General features: G+C 66.7%; 22 protein-coding genes. 13 read left to right on the forward strand and 9 right to left on the reverse strand.

Going from position 1 to position 18,726, the window contains the following annotated elements:
- Positions 1-75 precede the first annotated feature (75 nt).
- Positions 76-1,326, reverse strand: a complete 1,251-nt coding sequence (gene tyrS, locus FGK63_RS15260) for a tyrosine--tRNA ligase (protein WP_138843770.1) — start codon at positions 1,324-1,326, stop codon at positions 76-78.
- Positions 1,327-1,445: 119 nt separating this feature from the next.
- Between tyrS and FGK63_RS15265 the strand changes: the two genes are divergently transcribed.
- A complete protein-coding gene (locus tag FGK63_RS15265; protein ID WP_138843771.1) occupies positions 1,446-2,570 on the forward strand; it encodes an anhydro-N-acetylmuramic acid kinase in 1,125 nt (374 codons plus the stop codon).
- Here FGK63_RS15265 and FGK63_RS15270 read toward each other — a convergent pair.
- Positions 2,536-3,426 carry a fatty acid desaturase gene (locus FGK63_RS15270; RefSeq protein WP_138843773.1) on the reverse strand — a complete coding sequence of 297 codons (891 nt, stop codon included), beginning with the start codon at positions 3,424-3,426 and terminating at the stop codon, positions 2,536-2,538. The two genes, FGK63_RS15265 and FGK63_RS15270, sit on opposite strands and share 35 nt — an antisense overlap.
- 30 nt (positions 3,427-3,456) lie before the next feature.
- Positions 3,457-3,876, reverse strand: a complete 420-nt coding sequence (locus FGK63_RS15275) for a cupin domain-containing protein (RefSeq protein WP_138843943.1) — start codon at positions 3,874-3,876, stop codon at positions 3,457-3,459.
- Positions 3,877-3,963: 87 nt separating this feature from the next.
- Here FGK63_RS15275 and FGK63_RS15280 point away from each other — a divergent pair, with 87 nt between their 5' ends.
- The 3 genes from FGK63_RS15280 (at position 3,964) to FGK63_RS15290 (ending at position 6,705) form a co-directional block, all read left to right on the forward strand.
- The gene (locus FGK63_RS15280; protein WP_138843775.1) at positions 3,964-5,382 is read left to right on the forward strand and encodes a protein adenylyltransferase SelO; all 1,419 of its coding nucleotides are present in this window, start codon (positions 3,964-3,966) and stop codon (positions 5,380-5,382) included.
- A 122-nt stretch (positions 5,383-5,504) separates the two neighbouring features.
- Complete coding sequence (locus FGK63_RS15285) at positions 5,505-6,209, forward strand: endonuclease/exonuclease/phosphatase family protein (protein WP_138843945.1); 705 nt, start codon at positions 5,505-5,507, stop codon at positions 6,207-6,209.
- An 82-nt stretch (positions 6,210-6,291) separates the two neighbouring features.
- Positions 6,292-6,705 carry a Fur family transcriptional regulator gene (locus tag FGK63_RS15290; protein ID WP_138843777.1) on the forward strand — a complete coding sequence of 138 codons (414 nt, stop codon included), beginning with the start codon at positions 6,292-6,294 and terminating at the stop codon, positions 6,703-6,705.
- On the opposite strand, the gene FGK63_RS15295 is transcribed toward FGK63_RS15290, so the two are convergent.
- Positions 6,702-7,085 carry a hypothetical protein gene (locus tag FGK63_RS15295; protein WP_138843779.1) on the reverse strand — a complete coding sequence of 128 codons (384 nt, stop codon included), beginning with the start codon at positions 7,083-7,085 and terminating at the stop codon, positions 6,702-6,704. The genes FGK63_RS15290 and FGK63_RS15295 overlap by 4 nt on opposite strands.
- Before the next feature lie 187 nt (positions 7,086-7,272).
- Here FGK63_RS15295 and FGK63_RS15300 point away from each other — a divergent pair, with 187 nt between their 5' ends.
- From FGK63_RS15300 to FGK63_RS15315, 4 genes are all read left to right on the forward strand, one after another.
- Positions 7,273-8,154, forward strand: coding sequence for a DMT family transporter (locus FGK63_RS15300; RefSeq protein ID WP_138843781.1), 882 nt, complete (start codon positions 7,273-7,275; stop codon positions 8,152-8,154).
- Between the two features lie 55 nt (positions 8,155-8,209).
- Complete coding sequence (eno, locus tag FGK63_RS15305; RefSeq protein WP_138843783.1) at positions 8,210-9,484, forward strand: phosphopyruvate hydratase; 1,275 nt, start codon at positions 8,210-8,212, stop codon at positions 9,482-9,484.
- An 85-nt stretch (positions 9,485-9,569) separates the two neighbouring features.
- Positions 9,570-10,256 (forward strand): haloacid dehalogenase type II, encoded by a 687-nt coding sequence (locus tag FGK63_RS15310; RefSeq protein ID WP_171052665.1) that lies wholly within the window; start codon positions 9,570-9,572, stop codon positions 10,254-10,256.
- The gene (locus FGK63_RS15315) at positions 10,249-10,767 is read left to right on the forward strand and encodes a GNAT family N-acetyltransferase (RefSeq protein ID WP_171052666.1); all 519 of its coding nucleotides are present in this window, start codon (positions 10,249-10,251) and stop codon (positions 10,765-10,767) included. Before FGK63_RS15310 ends, FGK63_RS15315 begins: the two co-directional genes overlap by 8 nt.
- A 3-nt stretch (positions 10,768-10,770) precedes the next feature.
- On the opposite strand, the gene FGK63_RS15320 is transcribed toward FGK63_RS15315, so the two are convergent.
- From FGK63_RS15320 to mazG, 3 genes are all read right to left on the reverse strand, one after another.
- A complete protein-coding gene (locus tag FGK63_RS15320) occupies positions 10,771-11,220 on the reverse strand; it encodes a GNAT family N-acetyltransferase (protein WP_138843789.1) in 450 nt (149 codons plus the stop codon).
- A complete protein-coding gene (locus tag FGK63_RS15325) occupies positions 11,217-12,158 on the reverse strand; it encodes a nucleoside hydrolase (protein ID WP_138843791.1) in 942 nt (313 codons plus the stop codon). Before FGK63_RS15325 ends, FGK63_RS15320 begins: the two co-directional genes overlap by 4 nt.
- 63 nt (positions 12,159-12,221) lie before the next feature.
- Positions 12,222-13,088 carry a nucleoside triphosphate pyrophosphohydrolase gene (gene mazG, locus FGK63_RS15330; protein WP_138843793.1) on the reverse strand — a complete coding sequence of 289 codons (867 nt, stop codon included), beginning with the start codon at positions 13,086-13,088 and terminating at the stop codon, positions 12,222-12,224.
- Positions 13,089-13,154: 66 nt separating this feature from the next.
- Between mazG and FGK63_RS15335 the strand changes: the two genes are divergently transcribed.
- Positions 13,155-14,318, forward strand: a complete 1,164-nt coding sequence (locus FGK63_RS15335; RefSeq protein WP_138843795.1) for a M20 aminoacylase family protein — start codon at positions 13,155-13,157, stop codon at positions 14,316-14,318.
- 4 nt (positions 14,319-14,322) lie between these two features.
- Positions 14,323-14,739, forward strand: a complete 417-nt coding sequence (locus FGK63_RS15340; RefSeq protein WP_138843797.1) for a DUF1499 domain-containing protein — start codon at positions 14,323-14,325, stop codon at positions 14,737-14,739.
- Here FGK63_RS15340 and FGK63_RS15345 read toward each other — a convergent pair.
- A complete protein-coding gene (locus tag FGK63_RS15345; protein ID WP_138843799.1) occupies positions 14,674-14,961 on the reverse strand; it encodes a hypothetical protein in 288 nt (95 codons plus the stop codon). The genes FGK63_RS15340 and FGK63_RS15345 overlap by 66 nt on opposite strands.
- Before the next feature lie 62 nt (positions 14,962-15,023).
- On the opposite strand from FGK63_RS15345, the gene prfA reads away from it, so the two are divergent.
- The 3 genes from prfA (at position 15,024) to FGK63_RS15360 (ending at position 17,771) form a co-directional block, all read left to right on the forward strand.
- A complete protein-coding gene (prfA, locus tag FGK63_RS15350) occupies positions 15,024-16,079 on the forward strand; it encodes a peptide chain release factor 1 (RefSeq protein ID WP_138843801.1) in 1,056 nt (351 codons plus the stop codon).
- Positions 16,076-16,921: a peptide chain release factor N(5)-glutamine methyltransferase gene (prmC, locus tag FGK63_RS15355; RefSeq protein WP_138843803.1), complete on the forward strand. Its 846-nt coding sequence runs from the start codon at positions 16,076-16,078 to the stop codon at positions 16,919-16,921. Before prfA ends, prmC begins: the two co-directional genes overlap by 4 nt.
- A gap of 238 nt (positions 16,922-17,159) precedes the next feature.
- Positions 17,160-17,771 carry a DUF4167 domain-containing protein gene (locus tag FGK63_RS15360; RefSeq protein ID WP_138843805.1) on the forward strand — a complete coding sequence of 204 codons (612 nt, stop codon included), beginning with the start codon at positions 17,160-17,162 and terminating at the stop codon, positions 17,769-17,771.
- Positions 17,772-17,878: 107 nt separating this feature from the next.
- Here the strand turns inward: FGK63_RS15360 and rsmA are convergent, their stop codons facing one another.
- Positions 17,879-18,721 (reverse strand): 16S rRNA (adenine(1518)-N(6)/adenine(1519)-N(6))-dimethyltransferase RsmA, encoded by an 843-nt coding sequence (rsmA, locus tag FGK63_RS15365; protein ID WP_138843807.1) that lies wholly within the window; start codon positions 18,719-18,721, stop codon positions 17,879-17,881.
- Positions 18,722-18,726 lie beyond the last annotated feature (5 nt).

The raw sequence follows: 18,726 nt of genomic DNA on the forward strand, positions 1-18,726 counted from the left end.
CGCCCGTCCGGCAGGGGGAATGAAAACGGCCACCTTTTCGGGTGGCCGTTGTCCATTCGGTCGGGTGCGGGGAGATCAGCCCAACTGCACCAGCGCATGGCGCTTCTTGCCGGCGCTGAGCTTGATGGGCGAGGCGAGGGCGCCCGCGTCGATCATCAGCCCGGCGTCGGTCAGCGGCTGGTCGTCGAGCCGGGCGCCGTGTTCGGCGATGAGGCGTTTGGCCTCCTTGCCCGACTTGGCGAGGCCAGATTTCACGATGATCTGCACGATGGACATGCCGTCGCCCAGTTCCTCGGGGCTGAGCGTCAGCGTCGGCAGGTCGTCGCCCACGCCGCCTTTCTCGAACACCTCGCGGGCGGTCGCCTCGGCAGTGGCGGCGGCCTCGGGTCCGTGCAGGAGGGCGGTGACCTCGTTGGCGAGGATGATCTTGGCGGCGTTGACCTCGGAGCCCGCCAGCGCGCCCAGCCGTTCGCACTCGTCGAGCGGCAGTTCGGTGTAGAGCTTGAGGAACCGGCCCACGTCGGCGTCGGTGGTGTTGCGCCAGAACTGCCAGAATTCGTAGGGCGACAGCATGTCGCCGTTCAGCCAGATCGCGCCGCCCTGGGATTTGCCCATCTTGCGGCCGTCGCTGGTGGTCAGCAGCGGCGTGGTGAGGCCATAGACCTCGTGGTCGATCACCCGGCGGGTCAGGTCGACGCCGTTGACGATGTTGCCCCATTGATCCGAGCCGCCCATCTGCAGGACGCAGTCGTAGCGGCGGTTCAGTTCCAGGAAGTCGTAGGCCTGCAGGATCATGTAGTTGAACTCAAGGAAGCTGAGCGACTGCTCGCGGTCCAGCCGGGATTTGACCGACTCGAAGGACAGCATCCGGTTGACGCTGAAATGCCGCCCGATGTCGCGCAGGAACTCGAGATAGTTCAGCCCGTCCAGCCATTCGGCGTTGTTCAGCATCATCGCGTCGGACGGAGCGTCGCCGTAGCTGAGGTACTTGGCGAAGACCTGCTTCATGCCGGCGATGTTGGCGTCGATCTGTTCGGGGCCCAGCAGGGGGCGTTCGTCCGAGCGGAACGAGGGGTCGCCCACCTTGGTGGTGCCGCCGCCCATCAGCGTGATCGGCCGGTGCCCGGTCTTTTGCAGCCAGCGCAGCATCATGATGTTGAGCAAGTGACCCACGTGCAGCGACTGCGCCGTGGCGTCATAGCCGATATAGGCGGTCTGCACCCCCGAGATCAGGGCGTCGTCGAGGCCCTGGTAATCGGTGCAGTCGGCCAGAAAGCCGCGCTCCATCATCGTGGCGATGAAATCCGATTTGGGATGGTAGGTCATGTCTTGCCTCTGCTCTCGAATGCGGGGCAACTTATAGAGAGCATTCGGAACAGTGGAAACCGGTTTTAGGAACAAAATCACGGGCTGTTCGAGGCGGCAGGAAACGGAAGGAAAAGGCCATGAACAAGGCCGTTCGCAAGGCGGCGCCGGTGAGGGCGCTGGGGGCGATGTCGGGCACCTCTCTGGACGGGGTGGATGCGGCGGTGGTCGAGACCGACGGCCATGCCATCCTGGAGTTCGGCGAGACCGGCTATCGCGCCTATTCGGAGGCCGAGCGCATGGTTCTGCGGGCCGCGCTGGGCAAGTGGCATGGCGATGAGGTCGAGGCCGCCGCGGCGCTGGTCACCGAGGCCCACCGCGAGGCGCTGTCGCCGTTCGGGGATGTGGACCTGGTCGGGTTTCACGGCCAGACGCTGGCGCATGAGCCCAAGGGGCGGGGTACCTTGCAGGTGGGCGACGGCACCGCGCTGGCGCAGGCCATGGGCGTGCCGGTGGTGTGGGATTTCCGCTCGGACGACGTGAGGATGGGGGGCGAGGGCGCACCGCTGGCGCCGTTCTTTCACTTTGCCTGCGCCAAGTGGATCGGCGCGGACGAGCCGGTCTGTTTTCTGAACCTCGGCGGCGTCGGCAACCTGACCTATGTGGACCCCTCCTTTGAGCGGCCCGAGATGCCCGGCGCGCTGCTGGCCTTTGACACCGGCCCCGCCAATGCGCCGGTCGATGACCTGATGCAGTCGCGCCTTGGCCTGCCGATGGACCGCGACGGCGCGGTCGCGCGCGGCGGGACGGTCGAGAACGGCGCGCTGGAGCTGTTCCTGGCCGAACCGTTCTTTGCAAGAATGCCGCCCAAGTCGCTGGACCGGAACGATTTCGCCGAGATGGTTGGGCTGGTGGGAGAGTTGAGCGACCAGGATGCGGTTGCGACGCTGACCGCCATGTGCGCGGCCGGTGTGGCGCAGGGGATGGAGCATTGCCCCAAGCCGCCCTCGCGCGTTCTGGTCACCGGGGGCGGGCGGCACAACCCGGTGCTGATGCGGATGCTGCGGGTGTCGCTGGATTGCCCGGTCGAGCCGGTCGAAAGCGTCGGCCTTGACGGAGACATGCTTGAGGCGCAGGCCTTTGCCTATCTTGCGGTGCGGGTTGCGCGCGGTCTGCCGACCTCGTGCCCCGGCACGACCGGCGTGCGGGCGCTGGTCGGCGGCGGCATTGTCAGCGCGCCAGAGACCGTGCGTAGTCGGCCGTGAAGGCGCGGTAGCCCTGGGACGTTGATTTCAGGTGGACCCGCGTCCATTCGTGCAGTTCGGGCAGTTTGTGGAAGGGCACGTTGGGAAAGGCGTGATGCTCGGCATGGTAGGGCATGTTCCATGCCAGGAAACGCACGATCCGGTTGGTGATGGTCGTGCGGGAGTTCTCCAGCATGTTCGCCACCGCCGGGCAGAGCCCGTGCTCTGCCAGGAGATAGAGGCGAAGGAATGGCTGGCCGATCAGCAAGGGCAGCAACCAGAGCTGGAACAGGACCGGCGACCAGGACAGGCTGAGCGCCGCAATGGCGTAGAGCGCCAGCAGAATGCGCGCCTCGCGCCGCATCGCGCGGTGCTGGCCTTCCGGCAGGTAGGGCGCGTCGATCCGGCCGAGGGCGTTGTTGAACAGGACAATCACCATGCCCTTCCAGTAGAACCAGCCGCTCAGGTAGACCATCAGGCTGGCCCAGCTTTCGGGTCGCGGTTTCCCGGCCAGTTCCGGGTCGCGCCTCGGGTCATTTGTCCATTTGTGATGGGCGAGGTGGTAATAGCGGAACCAGACGAAGGGCAGGAGGTTCAGAACCGCTACGACATGGCCCACAACCTCGTTCAGCCAGTTGGTGCGGAACGGGGTCTTGTGCGTGCATTCGTGGCTGAGGGTGAACAGAAAGACCAGAAGGATGCCCTGCGGCAGCAAGAGGGCCTGCCAGAACGGAACCTGAACCAGAATTCCCGTCGTCGTCAGCGCCAATGCGCCGAAATAGGCCGCAAGATGCGTGATCCCGGCCGCGTCGGAACGGGCCAGCAGTCTGGCCTTGGTTTCGGGCGGCAGCGAGGAGATGAGCGTCCGGTGGTCCATGAAACGACTGTATTCCGTGTTTTGGGCGGATCAAGCGCGCGGTATGTCGAATCCGGGCGGGGCGAGTTCGAATCCTTCGAACCGGAAGCCTGGCGAGACGGCGCAGCTGACCAGCGTGTAGTCTCCGGTGCTGCGCGCGGATTGCCAGTGCCCGGCGGGCACGATCAGTTGCGGCGCGCCTGCGTCGAGGTCCGGGGTCAGAAGGTGGTCGGCGGCGGGGCCGGTGTTTGTCTCGCTCATCGACAGGATCAGCGGCGCGCCGGAATGGTAGAGCCAGATCTCGGTCGCATCGACGCGGTGCCAGTGGCTGACCTCGTCCTTCTGCAGCAGGAAGTAGATGCAGGTGCCCGTCGCGCGGCCTTGGTTGCCGGCGATCCAGGTCTGCCGGTACCAGCCGCCTTCGGGGTGGGGTTCGAGGTTCAGGCGGTCGATGATCTGCTGCGGCGTCATGGCGTTCCGTCCGGTGTCGGGGAAATTATGCATGCGACGGCGCGATCCGCTATGGCATTCCCGCCCGAGGGCCATATGTTTTGCCGCATGACACTGACGATCCCGTTCGACAACTCCTATGCGCGGTTGCCGGCCTCGTTCTATGCGCGGCTGACGCCCGAGCCGGTGCGCGCGCCGCGGCTGGTGGCGTTCAACGAAGACCTGGCGCGGATCATGGGGATCGCGCCGGGCGATGTGGAGGAGATGGCGCAGGCCTTTGCGGGAAACGCCGTGCCGCAGGGGGCCGAGCCGCTGGCGCAGCTGTATTCGGGCCACCAGTTCGGCCATTACAACCCGCAGCTTGGCGACGGGCGCGCGATCCTGCTGGGCGAGACCGTCGGCACCGACGGCGCCCGCCGCGACATCCAGCTGAAGGGATCGGGGCGCACGCCCTATTCCCGGGCGGGCGACGGGCGGGCCTGGCTGGGGCCGGTGCTGCGCGAATACGTGGTCTCGGAGGCGATGCACGCGCTGGGCGTGCCCACCACCCGCGCGCTGGCCGCGGTCGAGACCGGCGAGATCGTGCTGCGCGAGGGGCCGATGCCCGGCGCGGTGCTGACGCGGGTGGCCCAAAGCCATCTGCGGGTGGGCACGTTCCAGGTCTTTGCTGCGCGCGGCGATCTTGGCAGCCTGAAGCGGCTGACGGAATATGCCATCGCCCGGCACTACCCCGAGGCCGAGGGGCCGATGGGGCTGCTGCGCGCGGTACGGGACGCGCAGGCGCGGCTGATCCCGCAGTGGATGAGCGTGGGATTCATCCACGGGGTGATGAACACCGACAACTGCGCGATCTCGGGCGAGACCATCGACTATGGCCCTTGCGCCTTCATGGACGGGTATCATCCGAACACGGTATTCAGCTCGATCGACCGGGGCGGGCGCTATGCCTATTCCAACCAGCCCGAGATCGCGGTCTGGAACATGGCGCAGCTGGCGACGGCGCTGATCCAGCAGATGGAGGACAAGAATGCCGCCGTCGAGGAGGCGACCGCCATCGTCCACGCCATGCCCGAACTGATGCAGGCGCACTGGCTGGCGCGGTTCCGCGCCAAGATCGGGCTTAAGTCGGCCGAGGAGGGCGACCTGGAACTGATTTCGGACCTGCTGACGCGGATGGCGCAGAACCAGGCGGATTTCACCAACGCGTTCCGGGCGCTGGGCGGCGGCAAGGCGCGCGATCAGTTCACCGATCCCGCCGCCTATGACGCCTGGGAGGAGAACTGGAAGGCGCGCTGTGCGCGCGAGGCCGGGCCCGAGGCCACGATGCGGCAGGCCAACCCCGCTTTCATCCCGCGCAATCACCGGGTCGAGCAGATGATCCAGTCGGCGGTGCAGGGCGATTACGCGCCGTTCCACCGGCTGAACGCGGTTCTGGCCAGACCCTACGAGGACCAGCCCGAAAACGCCGATCTGGCCCGCCCGCCGGCGGAGAGCGAGATCGTTCATGCCACTTTCTGCGGCACCTGACCCGGTCTGATGGGTCAAAAAGGGGCGGTTTGCCCGCCGGACGGCCGCCTGCGCCGGGTCTGGGGCTTGCGCAGGGCGTCCGCATTGGCAAACTGGGGGCGGACCCCTTGAGCCTTGAGAAGATGACGCGAAACGGCACCCTGCGACTGGCCAGCTACAACATCCAGAAATGCGTCGGTCTTGACCTGCGGCGGCAGCCGCAGCGCATCCTGCAGGTGCTCGACAAGATCGGGGCGGATATCGTCGTGCTGCAGGAGGCCGACAAGCGCCTGCCGCCGCGGCCGGCGGCGCTGCCGCATTTCATGCTGGAGGAGGCGGGCTGGAACGCGGCCGATCTGGGCGGCGCGGGCAGCCTGGGCTGGCACGGCAACGCGGTGATCTGGCGGGGCGACCACATCTCGGTGCGCGAGACCTTTCACCACGACCTGCCGGGGCTGGAGCCGCGCGGCGCGGTGCGGGTCGAGTTCGAGACCTCGATCGGCCCGCTGCGGGTTATGGGGGTGCATCTGGGCCTTATGTCCCGCTGGCGTCACATGCAGGTCCTGCACATGCGGCAGGACAGCCGCGCGCTGAACCACATGCCGACGGTCTGGGCCGGGGATTTCAACGAGTGGTCGCGCCAGCCGATCCTGGACCACCTGGCGCCCGACATGCGTTTTCTGCCGCCTCTGCCGAGCTTTCCCGCCGCGCAGCCCCTGGGCGCGCTGGACCGGATCGCGCTGGGCGCGGGGCTTGAGGCGCAGGCGCACGGGGTCCATGCCGAACGGCCGGCGCATATCGCGTCGGACCACCTGCCGATCTGGGCCGACCTGCGGCGCGCGTCCTGAGCGGGTCCCGGGCACGCATTTCGCGGTGGCGCACCCGGTTCCGGCATATTATGACGGAGTTCCAGTGACGGATGGGGGCATCATGACGGAAACGATCATCGAGCGGTGCGAGGCCAAGGGGCTGCGCATGACCGAACAGCGCCGGGTCATCGCCCGCGTGCTGGAGCGGAGCGCGGATCATCCGGATGTGGAGGAACTCTATGCCCGGGCCTCGGCGCTGGACGCGGGCATCTCGATCGCCACGGTCTATCGCACGGTGAAGCTGTTCGAAGAGGCGGGGATCCTCGAGCGGCTGGAATTCGGAGACGGGCGCGCCCGCTACGAGGATGCCGAGCGTGACCACCACGATCACCTGATCGACCTGACCTCGGGTGAGGTGATCGAGTTCGTCGATCCCGAGATCGAGGCGCTGCAGGAAAGGATCGCGGCCAAGCTGGGCTACGAGCTGCGCGGTCACAAGCTGGAGCTGTACGGCGTTCCGATCCGCAAGCGTTAATCCTTGATCGTGCGGTCGTAGCAATGGGCCTGCGCCTGCGCGGCGCTCATGGCGTTGCCGACCAGATCGACCGAGATCGACTGGCTTTGGACCGGGTCCGGGGTTGGCGGCGTGAACGAGAAGACGACCGATCTGCGGCCCGGCTGCGCCGTGCTGGCGTCGCGGCCGCGCGCGACGTAGATCCGTTGCGTGGCATCCCTGTTCAGATCCGCGATCGCGTGCTGTCCAGCGCCGCACCAGAACGTGCCGTCGCCGGGCGATGTTTTCGCCACGACCTCGAACACGTCGCCCTGCATGGGGTAGATGTCGTAGGCCGATCCATAGCCCGCCTGGACGGGAAGGGGGATCAGCAGGAAAAGAGTTGTCGCTGCAAGCCGCATGTCAACCTCCTTTGGTGTGTAGGGGATACGCGGGGGTCGCCGGAAGGGATCAGTCGGCGCACCGGGCGCACGGTGACGTGACCGAAACCGGCGGAGGCAGGGGGGCGGAAAACCCGATACGGCTTGCACTCGCCCGCGGCCCGCGTCATGGAGGCGGGGCGACACGGTCTCAATCTGGAACCCGGAAATGGAAAATCTACGCGGCGCGCTCTTGATGACGCTGGCCATGCTTGGCTTTGCCTTCGAGGACATGTTCATCAAGCTCATGGCCGGAACCATGGCGCCGTGGCAGATCATCCTGTTCCTGGGCGCAGGCGGGGCGGTGATCTTTGCCGGCCTGACCGTGATGAAACGCCAGCCGCTGTTTTCGCGCGGCTACCTCAACCCGATGGTGCTGCTGCGCAATCTGGGCGAGCTGGTCGGGACGCTGGGATTCGTGACCGCCATCGCGCTGACGCCGATTTCGCAGGCCTCGGCCATTCTGCAGGCGACGCCCCTGGCGGTGACGCTGGGCGCCGCCCTGTTCCTGAAGGAGCCGGTCGGCTGGCGGCGCTGGAGCGCCATCATCGTCGGGTTTCTGGGGGTGATGCTGGTGATCCGGCCCGGAACCGAAGGCTTCGACATCAAGTCGCTGTTCGCTGTGCAGGGCGTGGTGGGCCTGGCGATCCGCGATCTGGCGACGCGGCGGGTTCCGCGGGAGACGACATCGTTCCAGATCAGTTTCCTGGCCTTTCTCACGCTGATCCCGGCCTCGTTCATCCTTGCGCAGTTCAGCGACCAGGGCTGGGTCAGGCCGACCTCTTATCACTGGCTCTTGATCGTGGGCGCCGTGGCGCTGGGCGTCGCCGCCTATTACGCGATCGTCGCGGCGATGCGGATCGGCGAGGTGTCCTTTGTCACACCGTTCCGGTATTCGCGGATGCTGTTCGCGCTGGTCATCGGCGTGGTGGTGTTCAAGGAAAGCCCCGACGCCATGATGCTGACCGGCGCGGCGGTGATCGTGGGGTCGGGCATCTATACGCTGTGGCGCGAGCGCAAAAAGCGGCCTGCGGCCTTGGCGACCCTTTAATCTCGAAATCGGGCCGGTTATGAGGCGGGCGAACAATCCGTTTTCAGGAGCTGACATGAGTACCATTATCGACATTCACGCGCGCGAGATTCTCGACAGCCGGGGCAATCCGACCGTCGAGGTCGACGTGATCCTCGAAGACGGCACCATGGGCCGCGCCGCCGTGCCCTCGGGCGCTTCGACCGGCGCCTATGAGGCCGTCGAAAAGCGCGACGGCGACAAGGCCCGGTATCTGGGCAAGGGCGTGCTGGAGGCCGTGGCGGCCGTGAATGGCGAGATCGCAGAGGAACTGGTGGGCTTTGACGCGACCGAGCAGGTCGCCATCGACAGCGCGATGATCGAACTGGACGGCACCCCGAACAAGGGGCGTCTGGGCGCGAACGCGATCCTGGGCGTGTCGCTGGCGGTGGCCAAGGCGGCGGCGGATTTCACGACACAGCCCTTGTATCGCTATGTCGGCGGCGCTTCGGCCCGGGTGCTGCCGGTGCCGATGATGAACATCATCAACGGCGGCGAACATGCGGACAACCCGATCGACATCCAGGAATTCATGATCATGCCGGTCGCCGCGTCGAACATCCGCGAGGCGGTGCGCATGGGCGCCGAGGTGTTCCACACGCTGAAGAAAGAGCTTTCGGCGGCGGGCCTGGCCACTGGCGTCGGCGACGAGGGCGGTTTCGCGCCCAACATCGCCTCGACCCGCGAGGCGCTGGATTTCGTGCTGAAGTCGATCGAGAAGGCGGGCTACAAGCCCGGCGAGGAGATCTATCTGGCGCTCGATTGCGCCGCGACCGAGTATTACAAGGACGGCAAATACGTGCTGGCGGGCGAGGGCAAGACCCTGAGCAGCGAGGAAAACGTGGCCTACCTTGCGGCGCTGGTGAACGACTATCCGATCATCTCGATCGAGGACGGCATGTCCGAGGATGACTGGGACGGCTGGAAGGCGCTGACCGACGCCATCGGCAACAAGGTGCAGCTGGTGGGCGACGACCTGTTCGTGACCAATCCCGAGCGGCTGGCCGAGGGTATCCAGAGGGGTTGCGCCAACTCGATGCTGGTCAAGGTGAACCAGATCGGCTCGTTGACCGAGACCCTGAAGGCGGTCGATATGGCGCACCGCGCGCGCTACACCAATGTGATGAGCCACCGCTCGGGCGAGACCGAGGACGCCACCATCGCGGATCTGGCGGTCGCCACCAATTGCGGGCAGATCAAGACCGGCTCGCTGGCGCGGTCGGACCGGCTGGCCAAGTACAACCAGCTGATCCGGATCGAGGAAAGCCTGGGCGAAGTGGCCGAATATGCCGGGCGGTCGATCCTGCGCTGATCGGGGGCGGGCCGGCTGAATCCGCTGGCCTGCCGCTTTTTTCGCGATAGTCTGGTCGGGCGGTTTGACAGCAACAGGCCCGACCATGATCCAGGCCCTTATCTTTGACGTTTTCGGAACCTGCGTGGACTGGCGCAACTCGGTCGCGCGCGAGGTCGCGGCGGTGCTGCCGCAGGTGGACGCGCTGGCCTTCGCGACGGCGTGGCGGGCCGAGTACGATCCGGCGATGGCGCGCATCCGCGACGGCGCGCGCGGCTATGTCCCGCTGGACGACCTGCACCTGGAGAACCTGGACACCGTGTGCCGAGCCTTCGGCGTGACGCTGGAGGCGCCGGATCGGCTGAACGCCGCCTGGGAAAAGCTGGAGCCCTGGCCGGACGTGGTGGGCGGACTGCAACTGCTGAGGCAGGAGCGCATCATCGCGCCCTGTTCGAACGGCTCGATCGCGTTGATGACCCGGCTTGCGCGCTATGCGGGGCTGCCGTGGGACTGCATTCTGGGGGCCGAGCTGGCGCGGGACTACAAGCCGCAGGCCGCGGTTTACCGTGTCAGCTGCGCCGCGCTGCGGCTGCCGCCCGATCAGGTGATGATGGTGGCCGCGCATAACGACGACCTGTTGGCCGCCCGTGCGGCAGGGTTGCGCACCGCCTTCGTGCCGCGGCTGACCGAGCATGGACCGGATCAGGCGACCGACCTGGAACCCACGGGGGATTGGGACATCGTGGCTAAGGATTTTGCCGATCTGGCGCATCAGGTGGCCGGGCATGGCTGAGCGAGAACTTGTCGTTGCGCCGGCCGGAGGCGAGGGCGAAATGGAGGCCGTCCGGCAATTGTGCCGCGATTACCGCAGGTTGCTGCGTGAACGCTGGCCGGACGTTCCGGCCTTTCTGGACCGTTACTACAATGCCGCGACCTTTGAAGACCTGTTGCGGCGGTTGCCGGAACTTCACCGCCCGCCCGACGGGGCGATCTTTGTCGCGCGGGTCGGGGGCAAGGTGGTGGGCTGCGCCATGACGCATCGCGTCGGTCCCGGGGATTGCGAGATCAAGCGGGTCTTCGTTGGCGACGCGGCGCGGGGGCTTGGCGCGGGCGCCGCCCTGTTCCGGGCGGCGATGGCGCAGGCGCGGCGCGACGGGTATTCGCGCATGGTGCTGGACACGACGACCCGGCTGACCGAGGCGATCGGGCTTTACCGGAAGCTTGGGTTCCACGAGATCGCTCCGTTCTACGACCCGCCTGCGGACCTGGCCGAACACCTGATGTTCTTCGGCCGCGACCTGTGACGCCTAGAGCGCCTTGGTCATCAGCATGTAGTTCTGGCGCGGCCTGAAGCCGGACCGCTGATACAGCCGCTGCGCCGTCTCGTTTTCGCGGTCCACTTCCAGATGCAGCGCCCTGAGCCCGGCGGTGGCCAGCGCCTTGGGCAGTTCATGCAGGACCTCGGTGGCGATGCCGCGCCCGCGGATGGCGGGGCGGATGTAGATTTCGTCCACGAACCCGTCCATGCCGCCGAATTCGACAGACCAGCCGAAGGTGATGATGACATAGCCCAGCGGCGCGCGGCTGGGGCCGATCAGGTAGACGCAGCCATGCGGGATGCCCTGGAGCAGCGGCAGCAGCGCCTCGCGGCGCTGGTCCTGATCCTGTTCGATGCCTTCCTCGGCGTGGAAACCGGCGACCATCGCCATCAGCCGGTCCAGATCCTCGGGGCGGGCAAGGCGGAGGGCGGCGGTCATAGCCGGGCCAGACGTTCGGTGAGCAGGGCGAAGAAGCCGTCGGCGTCCACGTCGCCCATGAACAGCGCGTTGGGCGCGCGGTCGGTGACGCGCCACCAGTCGGCCACGGTCATGCCGAGCGTCAGTTCGGACAGCGTCTCGATCTCGACATTGATGTGACGCCCCGAGAACAGCTCGGGCCGGATCAGGTAGGCGGTGACGCAGGGGTCGTGCAGGGGCGCGCCTTCGCTGCCGTATTTCTCCCTGTCGAAGCGTTCGAAGAAATCGGTCATCTCGGCCACGGCGATGCCGACCCTTGTGCCGAGCGCGCGGAAGGCGTCGTTGCGCGGCTTGGTGACCAGCGCCTTGTGCGTGACGTCGAGTGGCATGACCACGATGGAAACGCCGGACTTGAACACGATTTCAGCGGCTTCCGGGTCGACGTAGATGTTGAACTCGGCGGCGGGCGTGATGTTGCCGACCTGGAAATAGGCGCCGCCCATGAGGACGATTTCCCGAACCTTTTCAACGATGTCCGGCGCCTTTTGAAAGGCGGTCGCGATGTTGGTGAGCGGCCCCAGCGGGCAGAGCGTCACGGTGCCGGGGTCATGCGCGCGCAGGGTGTCGATGATGAAGTCGACGGCATGGCCCGTGGCCAGCGGCATCGACGGGTCGGGCAGGTCGGGGCCGTCGAGACCGGTCTTGCCATGCACGTGTTCGGCGGTGACGAGCTTGCGCTTCAGCGGTGCGTCGCAGCCCGCATAGACGGGCACGTCCGTCCGGCCCGCAAGTTCGCAGACGATGCGGGCGTTTTTGGCGGTCAGGGCCAGCGGCACATTGCCGGCGACGGCGGTGATCCCAAGCACCTCGATCTCTTCGGGGCTGGCCAGCGCCAGCAGGATCGCGACCGCGTCGTCCTGGCCGGGATCGGTGTCGATGATGATCTTGCGTGCGCTCATGGGATCTTTCCGCGGTGGTCGAGGCCGGACAGTCGCAAGCGCCGCCCGACTTGTCCACCTGCTTTATGCCTGGTGCCGTTGCTTGCGCGCGCCGGCGCGCGGGAGTTTGCCGTTGGCGGCGTGTTCCTCGTGCTTCACCTCGTCCCAGAGCGAGTCCATCTCTTCGAGCGTGCTTTGCTCGGGGGCGCGGCCGCGGGCGGCGAGGCGCGCCTCGACCTTGGCGAAACGGCGGGTGAACTTGGCGTTGGTGCGGCGCAGCGCCGCCTCGGGTTCGACGCCCAGGTGCCGGCCGAGGTTGACGATCACGAAAAGCAGGTCCCCGAATTCGTCCTCGAGCGCGTCGGCGTCCATCGTGTCGCGCGCCTCTTCCAGTTCGGCGGCCTCTTCGGTGATCTTGGCGAGCACGTGGCTGGCGTCGGGCCAGTCGAATCCGACCCGCGCGGCGCGTTTCTGCAGCTTGTAGGCGCGCAGAAGGGCGGGCAGGTTGGGCGCGACGCCGTCCAGCGCGCCTTTCTGCGCCTTGTCCTTGCGCTCGGCCGCCTTGATCGCCTCCCAGTCGTGGGTCTGCTGCTCGGCGGACTTGTCGCGGGATTCGTCGCCGAAGACATGCGGATGGCGGGCCACCATCTTGTCGGACATGGCGCGCACCACGTCCTGAAAGGCGAAATGGCCGGCTTCCTCGGCCATCTGGGCGTGGAACACGGACTGGAACAGAAGATCGCCCAGCTCGCCCTTCAGCTCGTCCCAGGCCTCGCGCTCGATCGCGTCGGCCACTTCGTAGGCCTCTTCGATCGTGTAGGGGGCGATGGTGGCGAAATCCTGCTCAATATCCCAGGGGCAGCCCGTCTTAGGGTCGCGCAAACGGCGCATGATTTCGAGCAGGCGCTCCATCCCTGCGTCAGAGTCGTGGATGAGCGGGTTTTCTGGCATTGCGAAGGCCCTCTTTCCGGTGTCAGATGCATCCATCCCGCAGCTTGGATCAGGAGTCCACCCACAATGCCCGTCGTGAACCGAATTGCCGACTTTGCCGCCGACATGGCGGAATGGCGACGGCATCTGCATTCGATCCCGGAACTGGAGTTCGATTGCGTCGAGACCGCGGCCTTTGTCACCGAGCGGCTTCGCGAGTTCGGGGTCGATGAAATCCACAGCGGCATTGCCCGGACCGGGGTCGTCGCGATCATCAACGGGCAGGGCGAGGGGCCCACGGTCGGCCTGCGCGCGGACATGGACGCGCTGCCGGTGACCGAAGAGACCGGGCTGACCTATGCCTCGAAGAACCCCGGCCGGATGCATGCCTGCGGCCATGACGGGCATACGACGATGCTGTTGGGCGCGGCGCGCTACCTGGCGGAAACGCGGAATTTCGGCGGCCGGGTCGCGCTGATCTTTCAACCGGCCGAGGAGGAGGGCGGCGGCGCCAATGCCATGGTGCAGGAGGGCATCATGGACCGTTTCGACATCTCGTCGGTCTTTGCGCTGCACAACGCGCCGAGCAACGAGGTGGGGGCGTTCTTCACCACGCCGGGCCCGATCATGGCGGCGGTGGACACGTTCGACATCCACATCCAGGGCATGGGCGGCCACGGGGCCATGCCGCACGAGACACGCGATCCGGTGATGGCGGCCTGCGGCATCGCGCAGGCGATCCAGACCATCGTCAGCCGCAACAGCTATGCGCTGGACGATCTGGTCATCTCGGTGACGCAGATCCATGCGGGCACCGTCAACAACGTGATCCCCGACACTGCCTACATCAACGGCACTGTGCGCACCTTTGATCCGCGGGTGCAGGAGATGGTGACGGAGCGGATGCGGCAGATCGTTCAGGGGCAGGCCTTTTCCTACGGGGTGGAGGCCAAGCTGGACTACCACGTGAACTATCCCGCCACGGTCAACGATCCGGCCAAGGCAGCCTTTGCCGCCGAGGTCGCTCGCGAGATCGCGGGGAAGAACCGGGTGGTGGACAATGCGGGGCGCGAGATGGGAGCCGAGGATTTTTCCTACATGCTGCAGGCGCGGCCCGGGGCCTATCTGTTCCTCGGCCAGGGCAACAGCGCCGGGCTGCACCACCCGAAGTACAATTTCAACGACGAGATCGCGCCGATCGGAGCTTCGTTCTTTGCGAGGATCGTGGAGCGGGCGCTGCCGGTGATATGACGGGATGCGGCGCATGAACCTGTTCTGGCTGCTGGTCGTTCTTGCGGTGCTGGGCCTGGGTTACGTGCGGCTGGCGCCCTCGGATCCGGCGCGCTGGCATGTGGCGCCGGCGGGCGATGCGGACAAGGATTTCCAGAGCGGCGTTCTGCGCGTCGTCGAGACCGGGCCGGACGGGCTGGAACGGTTCGATGCGATCGCGATCCACGCGCCGCGGACGCGGGTTCTGGCCGGGTCGGTGGAGGACGGCATGGTCACCTATGTCACCCGCACGAAGGTGATGGGGTTTCCGGACTACACCACGGCGGTGCAGGATGGCGGCACCCTGCGCATCCTTGCCCGGTCACGGTTCGGCCGCTCAGATCTTGGGGTGAACAAGCAGCGGATCGACGGGTGGCTCGGCCGGCTGCAGGCGGGAGGATAGGCAGCCCTGCTGCACCTCGCGCCACATCGGCACGTTCAGCGACATCTGGCATTGCGCCATGAACATGCGCCCGTCCACCTGCATGCAGATGGTTTCGCCCAGCTCCACGCGGCTGCCTGTGCTGTCGGTGCAGTAGCAATCGCGCAGCTTGCCGCCGGGGCCGACGACATCGGCAAAGGCGGGCGTCGCCACGAGGCTGAGGATCACGACAAGGCGTCTCATGCGCATAGTTTAACACGGCTTGGACACTTGACCAAAGCCTCTGGATAATAGACACCGCCGCAATGGTTCCCGAAGAACGCCTAGAACAGATTACGCAGAGGTTTCAGTACCTCGAAGCCGCGATGGCCGATGGCGCCGCGGGCGGAAACATCGCGGCACTCGCGAGGGAGTATTCGGAACTGAAGCCGGTGGTCGATCAGATCCGGGCGTGGCGGCAACTGGTGTCGGACCTGGCCGAGGCCAAGGCGATGCTGGCGGACCCGGACATGAAGGAACTGGCCGAGGAAGAGATCCCGGCCCTGCAGGCGCGGCTGCCCGAGGCGGAACATGCGCTGCAACTGGCGCTTTTGCCCAAGGACGAGGCCGACGCCCGCCCCGCGATCCTGGAAATCCGGCCCGGCACCGGCGGGGACGAGGCGGCGCTGTTCGCGGGCGACCTGCTGCGCATGTATCAGCGCTATGCCGAGGAGCGGGGCTGGGCCTTTGACGTCATCGAGGAGCAGCAGACCGAACTGGGCGGCATCAAGGAGGTGGTGGCCCATATCAAGGGCGACAACGTCTTTACGCGGCTGAAGTACGAATCCGGCGTGCACCGGGTCCAGCGGGTGCCCGAGACCGAAAGCGGCGGGCGCATCCACACCTCGGCGGCGACGGTGGCGGTGCTGCCCGAGGCCGAGGACGTGGACATCCATATCGACGCGGGCGACCTACGCATCGACACGATGCGCAGTTCCGGGGCCGGCGGCCAGCATGTCAACACGACCGATTCGGCGGTGCGGATCACGCACCTGCCCACCGGGATCGTCGTCACGAGTTCCGAGAAATCCCAGCACCGCAACCGCGAAATCGCGATGCAGGTGCTGAAGACACGGCTTTATGACCTTGAACGGCAGAGGATCGACAGCGAACGCTCGGCCAACCGGGCCAGCCAGGTCGGTTCGGGCGACCGGTCCGAGCGCATCCGCACCTACAACTTTCCGCAGGGGCGGATGACCGATCACCGGATCAACCTGACGCTCTACAAGCTGGATCAGGTGATGCAGGGCGATCTGGACGAGGTCATCGACGCGCTGACCGCCGACGATCAGGCGCGGCTGCTGGCGGAGATGGCGCAATGACCGGCGCGCAGACAGCGGCGCAGGCCATGGTCGCGGCGACCGCGCGGCTGCGCGCGGCGGGGGTGGCGGATCCGGCGCGGGATGCGCGGCTGCTGCTGGCCCATGCCGCCCGGATCGAGGCCAGCCGCGTGACCCTGATCGCGCCGGACGAGCTGTCGGCGGAAATTTCCGAGCGATACGAGCAGCTTGTCTCGTTGCGGGCGATCCGGGTTCCGGTCTCGCACCTGCTGGGCGAGCGGGAATTCTACGGCCGCCGATTCAAGGTCAGCCGGGATGTTCTGGACCCGCGGCCCGAGACCGAGACGCTGATCGAAGTGGCGCTGTCCGAGCCGTTCGACCGGGTTCTGGATCTTGGCGTCGGGTCCGGCTGCATCCTCGTCACCCTGCTGGCGGAACGGCCGAGCGCGACGGGGCTTGGCGTCGACGTGAGCGAAGGCGCCTGCCTGCAGGCCGGAGCCAACGCGGTGATGCACCGGGTGCAGGAGCGGGCGGATATCGCAGGGTCGGACTGGTTCGATGCGGTCGAGGGACGGTTCGACCTGATCGTGTCGAACCCGCCCTATATCGCCCGCGACGAGATGGACGGTCTTTCCGAGGAAGTGCGGGAACACGAGCCGCGGCTGGCGCTGACCGACGAGGGCGACGGGCTGGGCGCCTATCGCCGGATCGCCGCCGGCGCCCCGGATTTCCTGATGCCGGGCGGGCGGATCGTCGTCGAGATTGGTCCGATGCAGGCGCAGCAGGTCTCGGCCCTGTTCGATGCGACCGGGCTGTCGGATATCCGGGTCGTTCAGGATCTGGACGGCCGCGACCGGGTCGTCGTGGCCCGGATGCCGGGCTGATTGCCGATACTGCGGCAGAAAAACGCCGTTTCCGGTAAAAAAGCTGCGAAAATCCTGCCAACCCTCTTGTCTGGGCCGTCAGGACGTGTTTACTCAGGTTAGTCGACGAGGTTGACGCTGTTGTCAGCGCACCTCCGACGCCAAGCCCAAAAAGTCGACCACGCGTCACGGATACGACATCAGATGGCGTGAAGTGCAGGTTGATCGACAGCGAAATACAAGGCTGAAGACAAACAAGATGAGATCGTCCAAATCCCGCTCGCGGGCGAAGAGCAACCGCAACCGTCCCACAGGCGGCAACGTCGTCAATCGGGTGTTCGACAGTTCGGGCCCCGAAGGCAAGGTGCGCGGCACCCCGCAGCAGATCATCGACAAATACAACCAGTTGGCCCGTGACGCGCAGCTGAGCAACGACCGCGTGGCGGCCGAGAATTTCCAGCAGCACGCCGAGCACTACCTGCGTATGCTGAGCGAGGCGCAGCGCGAGATCGACGCCCGCCGCGAGGAGCAGGAACGCCAGAACCGCGAGCGCCAGGCCGAACGCGACCGCGAGCGCGCCGAGCGCCAGGAACGCGAAGCCGCCGCCCGCCACAACGACCCGTCGGAAGCGCCGCAGCCGGACGTTCTGGATTTCGGACCGGACAGCGGCGGTCAGGAAAGCGGGCTGGTGGAAACGCCGGAAAGCCAGGTGGCGAAGGCCGACAAGGGCGATGCGCCGGACGGCAAGGCGAAACCGGAAAAGGCTCCGCGTCGCCCGCGCGTGCGCAAGCCCAAGCAGACGCCCGGAGAGGGCTCGGAAGACGGTGTTGCGCCGACTGGCGGTGGCGATACCCCGGAAGCGGCCGAATAAAGCGCGAAAGACAGTTTCGATGGAAAGCCCCGGCCTGTGCGCCGGGGTTTTTCTTTTGTCTCAGGTCGATGCAGGGCGAAGCTCAGGTGGCCCGGCGGTTCGCGGGGTTACGGCCGCCGCAATTCCCGCGCCAGCGCACAGAAGCCTTCGAGCGAGATCTGTTCGGCCCGGTCGGTGGGTTTGATCCCGGCCGCGATCAGCCGGTCTTCGATGTCCGGAGCCATGCCTTTCAGCGAAGCGCGCAGCATCTTGCGCCGCTGGTTGAAGGCCGCAGCCACCACGCGCGACAGTGTCGCGGCGTCCGCCGGGTAGCGGGGTTCGGGCAGGGCCGTCAAATGCACCACGGCGCTGGAAACCTTGGGCGGCGGGGTGAAAGCTTCGGGCGGCAGGGACATGGCGATGCGCGCCTCGCAGCGCCATTGCGCCAGGATCGCGAGGCGGCCATAGGCCTTGCCGCCGGGCTGGGCCACGATCCGTTCGGCCACCTCGCGCTGGAACATGAGGGTCAGGCTTTGCCAGAAGGGCGGCCAGTCAGGCGGCGTCAGCCAGCGCACCAGCAGTTCGGTGCCGACGTTGTAGGGCAGGTTGGCGGCGATGCGCACCGGCGGTGTCAGATGCTGCAAAGGGTCGATTTCAAGGGCGTCGCCGTTGATGATCTGGAGCCGTCCGGGATAGGCCGCGGCGATGTCCTGCAGGGCGGCGATGCAGCGGGTGTCCTTTTCGATGGCCACCACCTTGCGCGCGCCCTCGGACAGCAGGCCGCGGGTCAGGCCGCCCGGGCCGGGGCCGATCTCCAGCACGTCGCAGGCCGCCAGGTCGCCTGCCTGCCGTGCGATCTTGGCGGTGAGGTTCAGATCCAGCAGAAAGTTCTGGCCCAGAGACTTGCGGGCCGAAAGCTGGTGCGTCGCGATGACCTCGCGCAGGGGGGGAAGGTTGTCGATGGCGCTCATGGTTC

It is taken from the genome of Ruegeria sediminis (assembly GCF_005938215.1).
Lineage (GTDB): Bacteria > Pseudomonadota > Alphaproteobacteria > Rhodobacterales > Rhodobacteraceae > Ruegeria > Ruegeria sediminis.

What these genes read in the sequence shown, in the direction of transcription:
- tyrS (WP_138843770.1), bottom strand. Translation starts at nt 1,326, where the DNA reads ATGACCTACCATCCCAAATCGGATTTCATCGCCACGATGATGGAGCGC.
- FGK63_RS15325 (WP_138843791.1), bottom strand. Translation starts at nt 12,158, where the DNA reads ATGAGCGCACGCAAGATCATCATCGACACCGATCCCGGCCAGGACGAC.
- FGK63_RS15275 (WP_138843943.1), bottom strand. Translation starts at nt 3,876, where the DNA reads ATGACGCCGCAGCAGATCATCGACCGCCTGAACCTCGAACCCCACCCC.
- FGK63_RS15360 (WP_138843805.1), top strand. Translation starts at nt 17,160, where the DNA reads ATGAGATCGTCCAAATCCCGCTCGCGGGCGAAGAGCAACCGCAACCGT.
- mazG (WP_138843793.1), bottom strand. Translation starts at nt 13,088, where the DNA reads ATGCCAGAAAACCCGCTCATCCACGACTCTGACGCAGGGATGGAGCGC.
- FGK63_RS15270 (WP_138843773.1), bottom strand. Translation starts at nt 3,426, where the DNA reads ATGGACCACCGGACGCTCATCTCCTCGCTGCCGCCCGAAACCAAGGCC.
- FGK63_RS15315 (WP_171052666.1), top strand. Translation starts at nt 10,249, where the DNA reads ATGGCTGAGCGAGAACTTGTCGTTGCGCCGGCCGGAGGCGAGGGCGAA.
- FGK63_RS15320 (WP_138843789.1), bottom strand. Translation starts at nt 11,220, where the DNA reads ATGACCGCCGCCCTCCGCCTTGCCCGCCCCGAGGATCTGGACCGGCTG.
- prmC (WP_138843803.1), top strand. Translation starts at nt 16,076, where the DNA reads ATGACCGGCGCGCAGACAGCGGCGCAGGCCATGGTCGCGGCGACCGCG.
- FGK63_RS15310 (WP_171052665.1), top strand. Translation starts at nt 9,570, where the DNA reads ATGATCCAGGCCCTTATCTTTGACGTTTTCGGAACCTGCGTGGACTGG.
- prfA (WP_138843801.1), top strand. Translation starts at nt 15,024, where the DNA reads ATGGTTCCCGAAGAACGCCTAGAACAGATTACGCAGAGGTTTCAGTAC.
- FGK63_RS15265 (WP_138843771.1), top strand. Translation starts at nt 1,446, where the DNA reads ATGAACAAGGCCGTTCGCAAGGCGGCGCCGGTGAGGGCGCTGGGGGCG.
- eno (WP_138843783.1), top strand. Translation starts at nt 8,210, where the DNA reads ATGAGTACCATTATCGACATTCACGCGCGCGAGATTCTCGACAGCCGG.
- FGK63_RS15300 (WP_138843781.1), top strand. Translation starts at nt 7,273, where the DNA reads ATGGAAAATCTACGCGGCGCGCTCTTGATGACGCTGGCCATGCTTGGC.
- FGK63_RS15285 (WP_138843945.1), top strand. Translation starts at nt 5,505, where the DNA reads ATGACGCGAAACGGCACCCTGCGACTGGCCAGCTACAACATCCAGAAA.
- FGK63_RS15345 (WP_138843799.1), bottom strand. Translation starts at nt 14,961, where the DNA reads ATGAGACGCCTTGTCGTGATCCTCAGCCTCGTGGCGACGCCCGCCTTT.
- FGK63_RS15340 (WP_138843797.1), top strand. Translation starts at nt 14,323, where the DNA reads ATGCGGCGCATGAACCTGTTCTGGCTGCTGGTCGTTCTTGCGGTGCTG.
- rsmA (WP_138843807.1), bottom strand. Translation starts at nt 18,721, where the DNA reads ATGAGCGCCATCGACAACCTTCCCCCCCTGCGCGAGGTCATCGCGACG.
- FGK63_RS15290 (WP_138843777.1), top strand. Translation starts at nt 6,292, where the DNA reads ATGACGGAAACGATCATCGAGCGGTGCGAGGCCAAGGGGCTGCGCATG.
- FGK63_RS15295 (WP_138843779.1), bottom strand. Translation starts at nt 7,085, where the DNA reads ATGCGGCTTGCAGCGACAACTCTTTTCCTGCTGATCCCCCTTCCCGTC.
- FGK63_RS15280 (WP_138843775.1), top strand. Translation starts at nt 3,964, where the DNA reads ATGACACTGACGATCCCGTTCGACAACTCCTATGCGCGGTTGCCGGCC.
- FGK63_RS15335 (WP_138843795.1), top strand. Translation starts at nt 13,155, where the DNA reads ATGCCCGTCGTGAACCGAATTGCCGACTTTGCCGCCGACATGGCGGAA.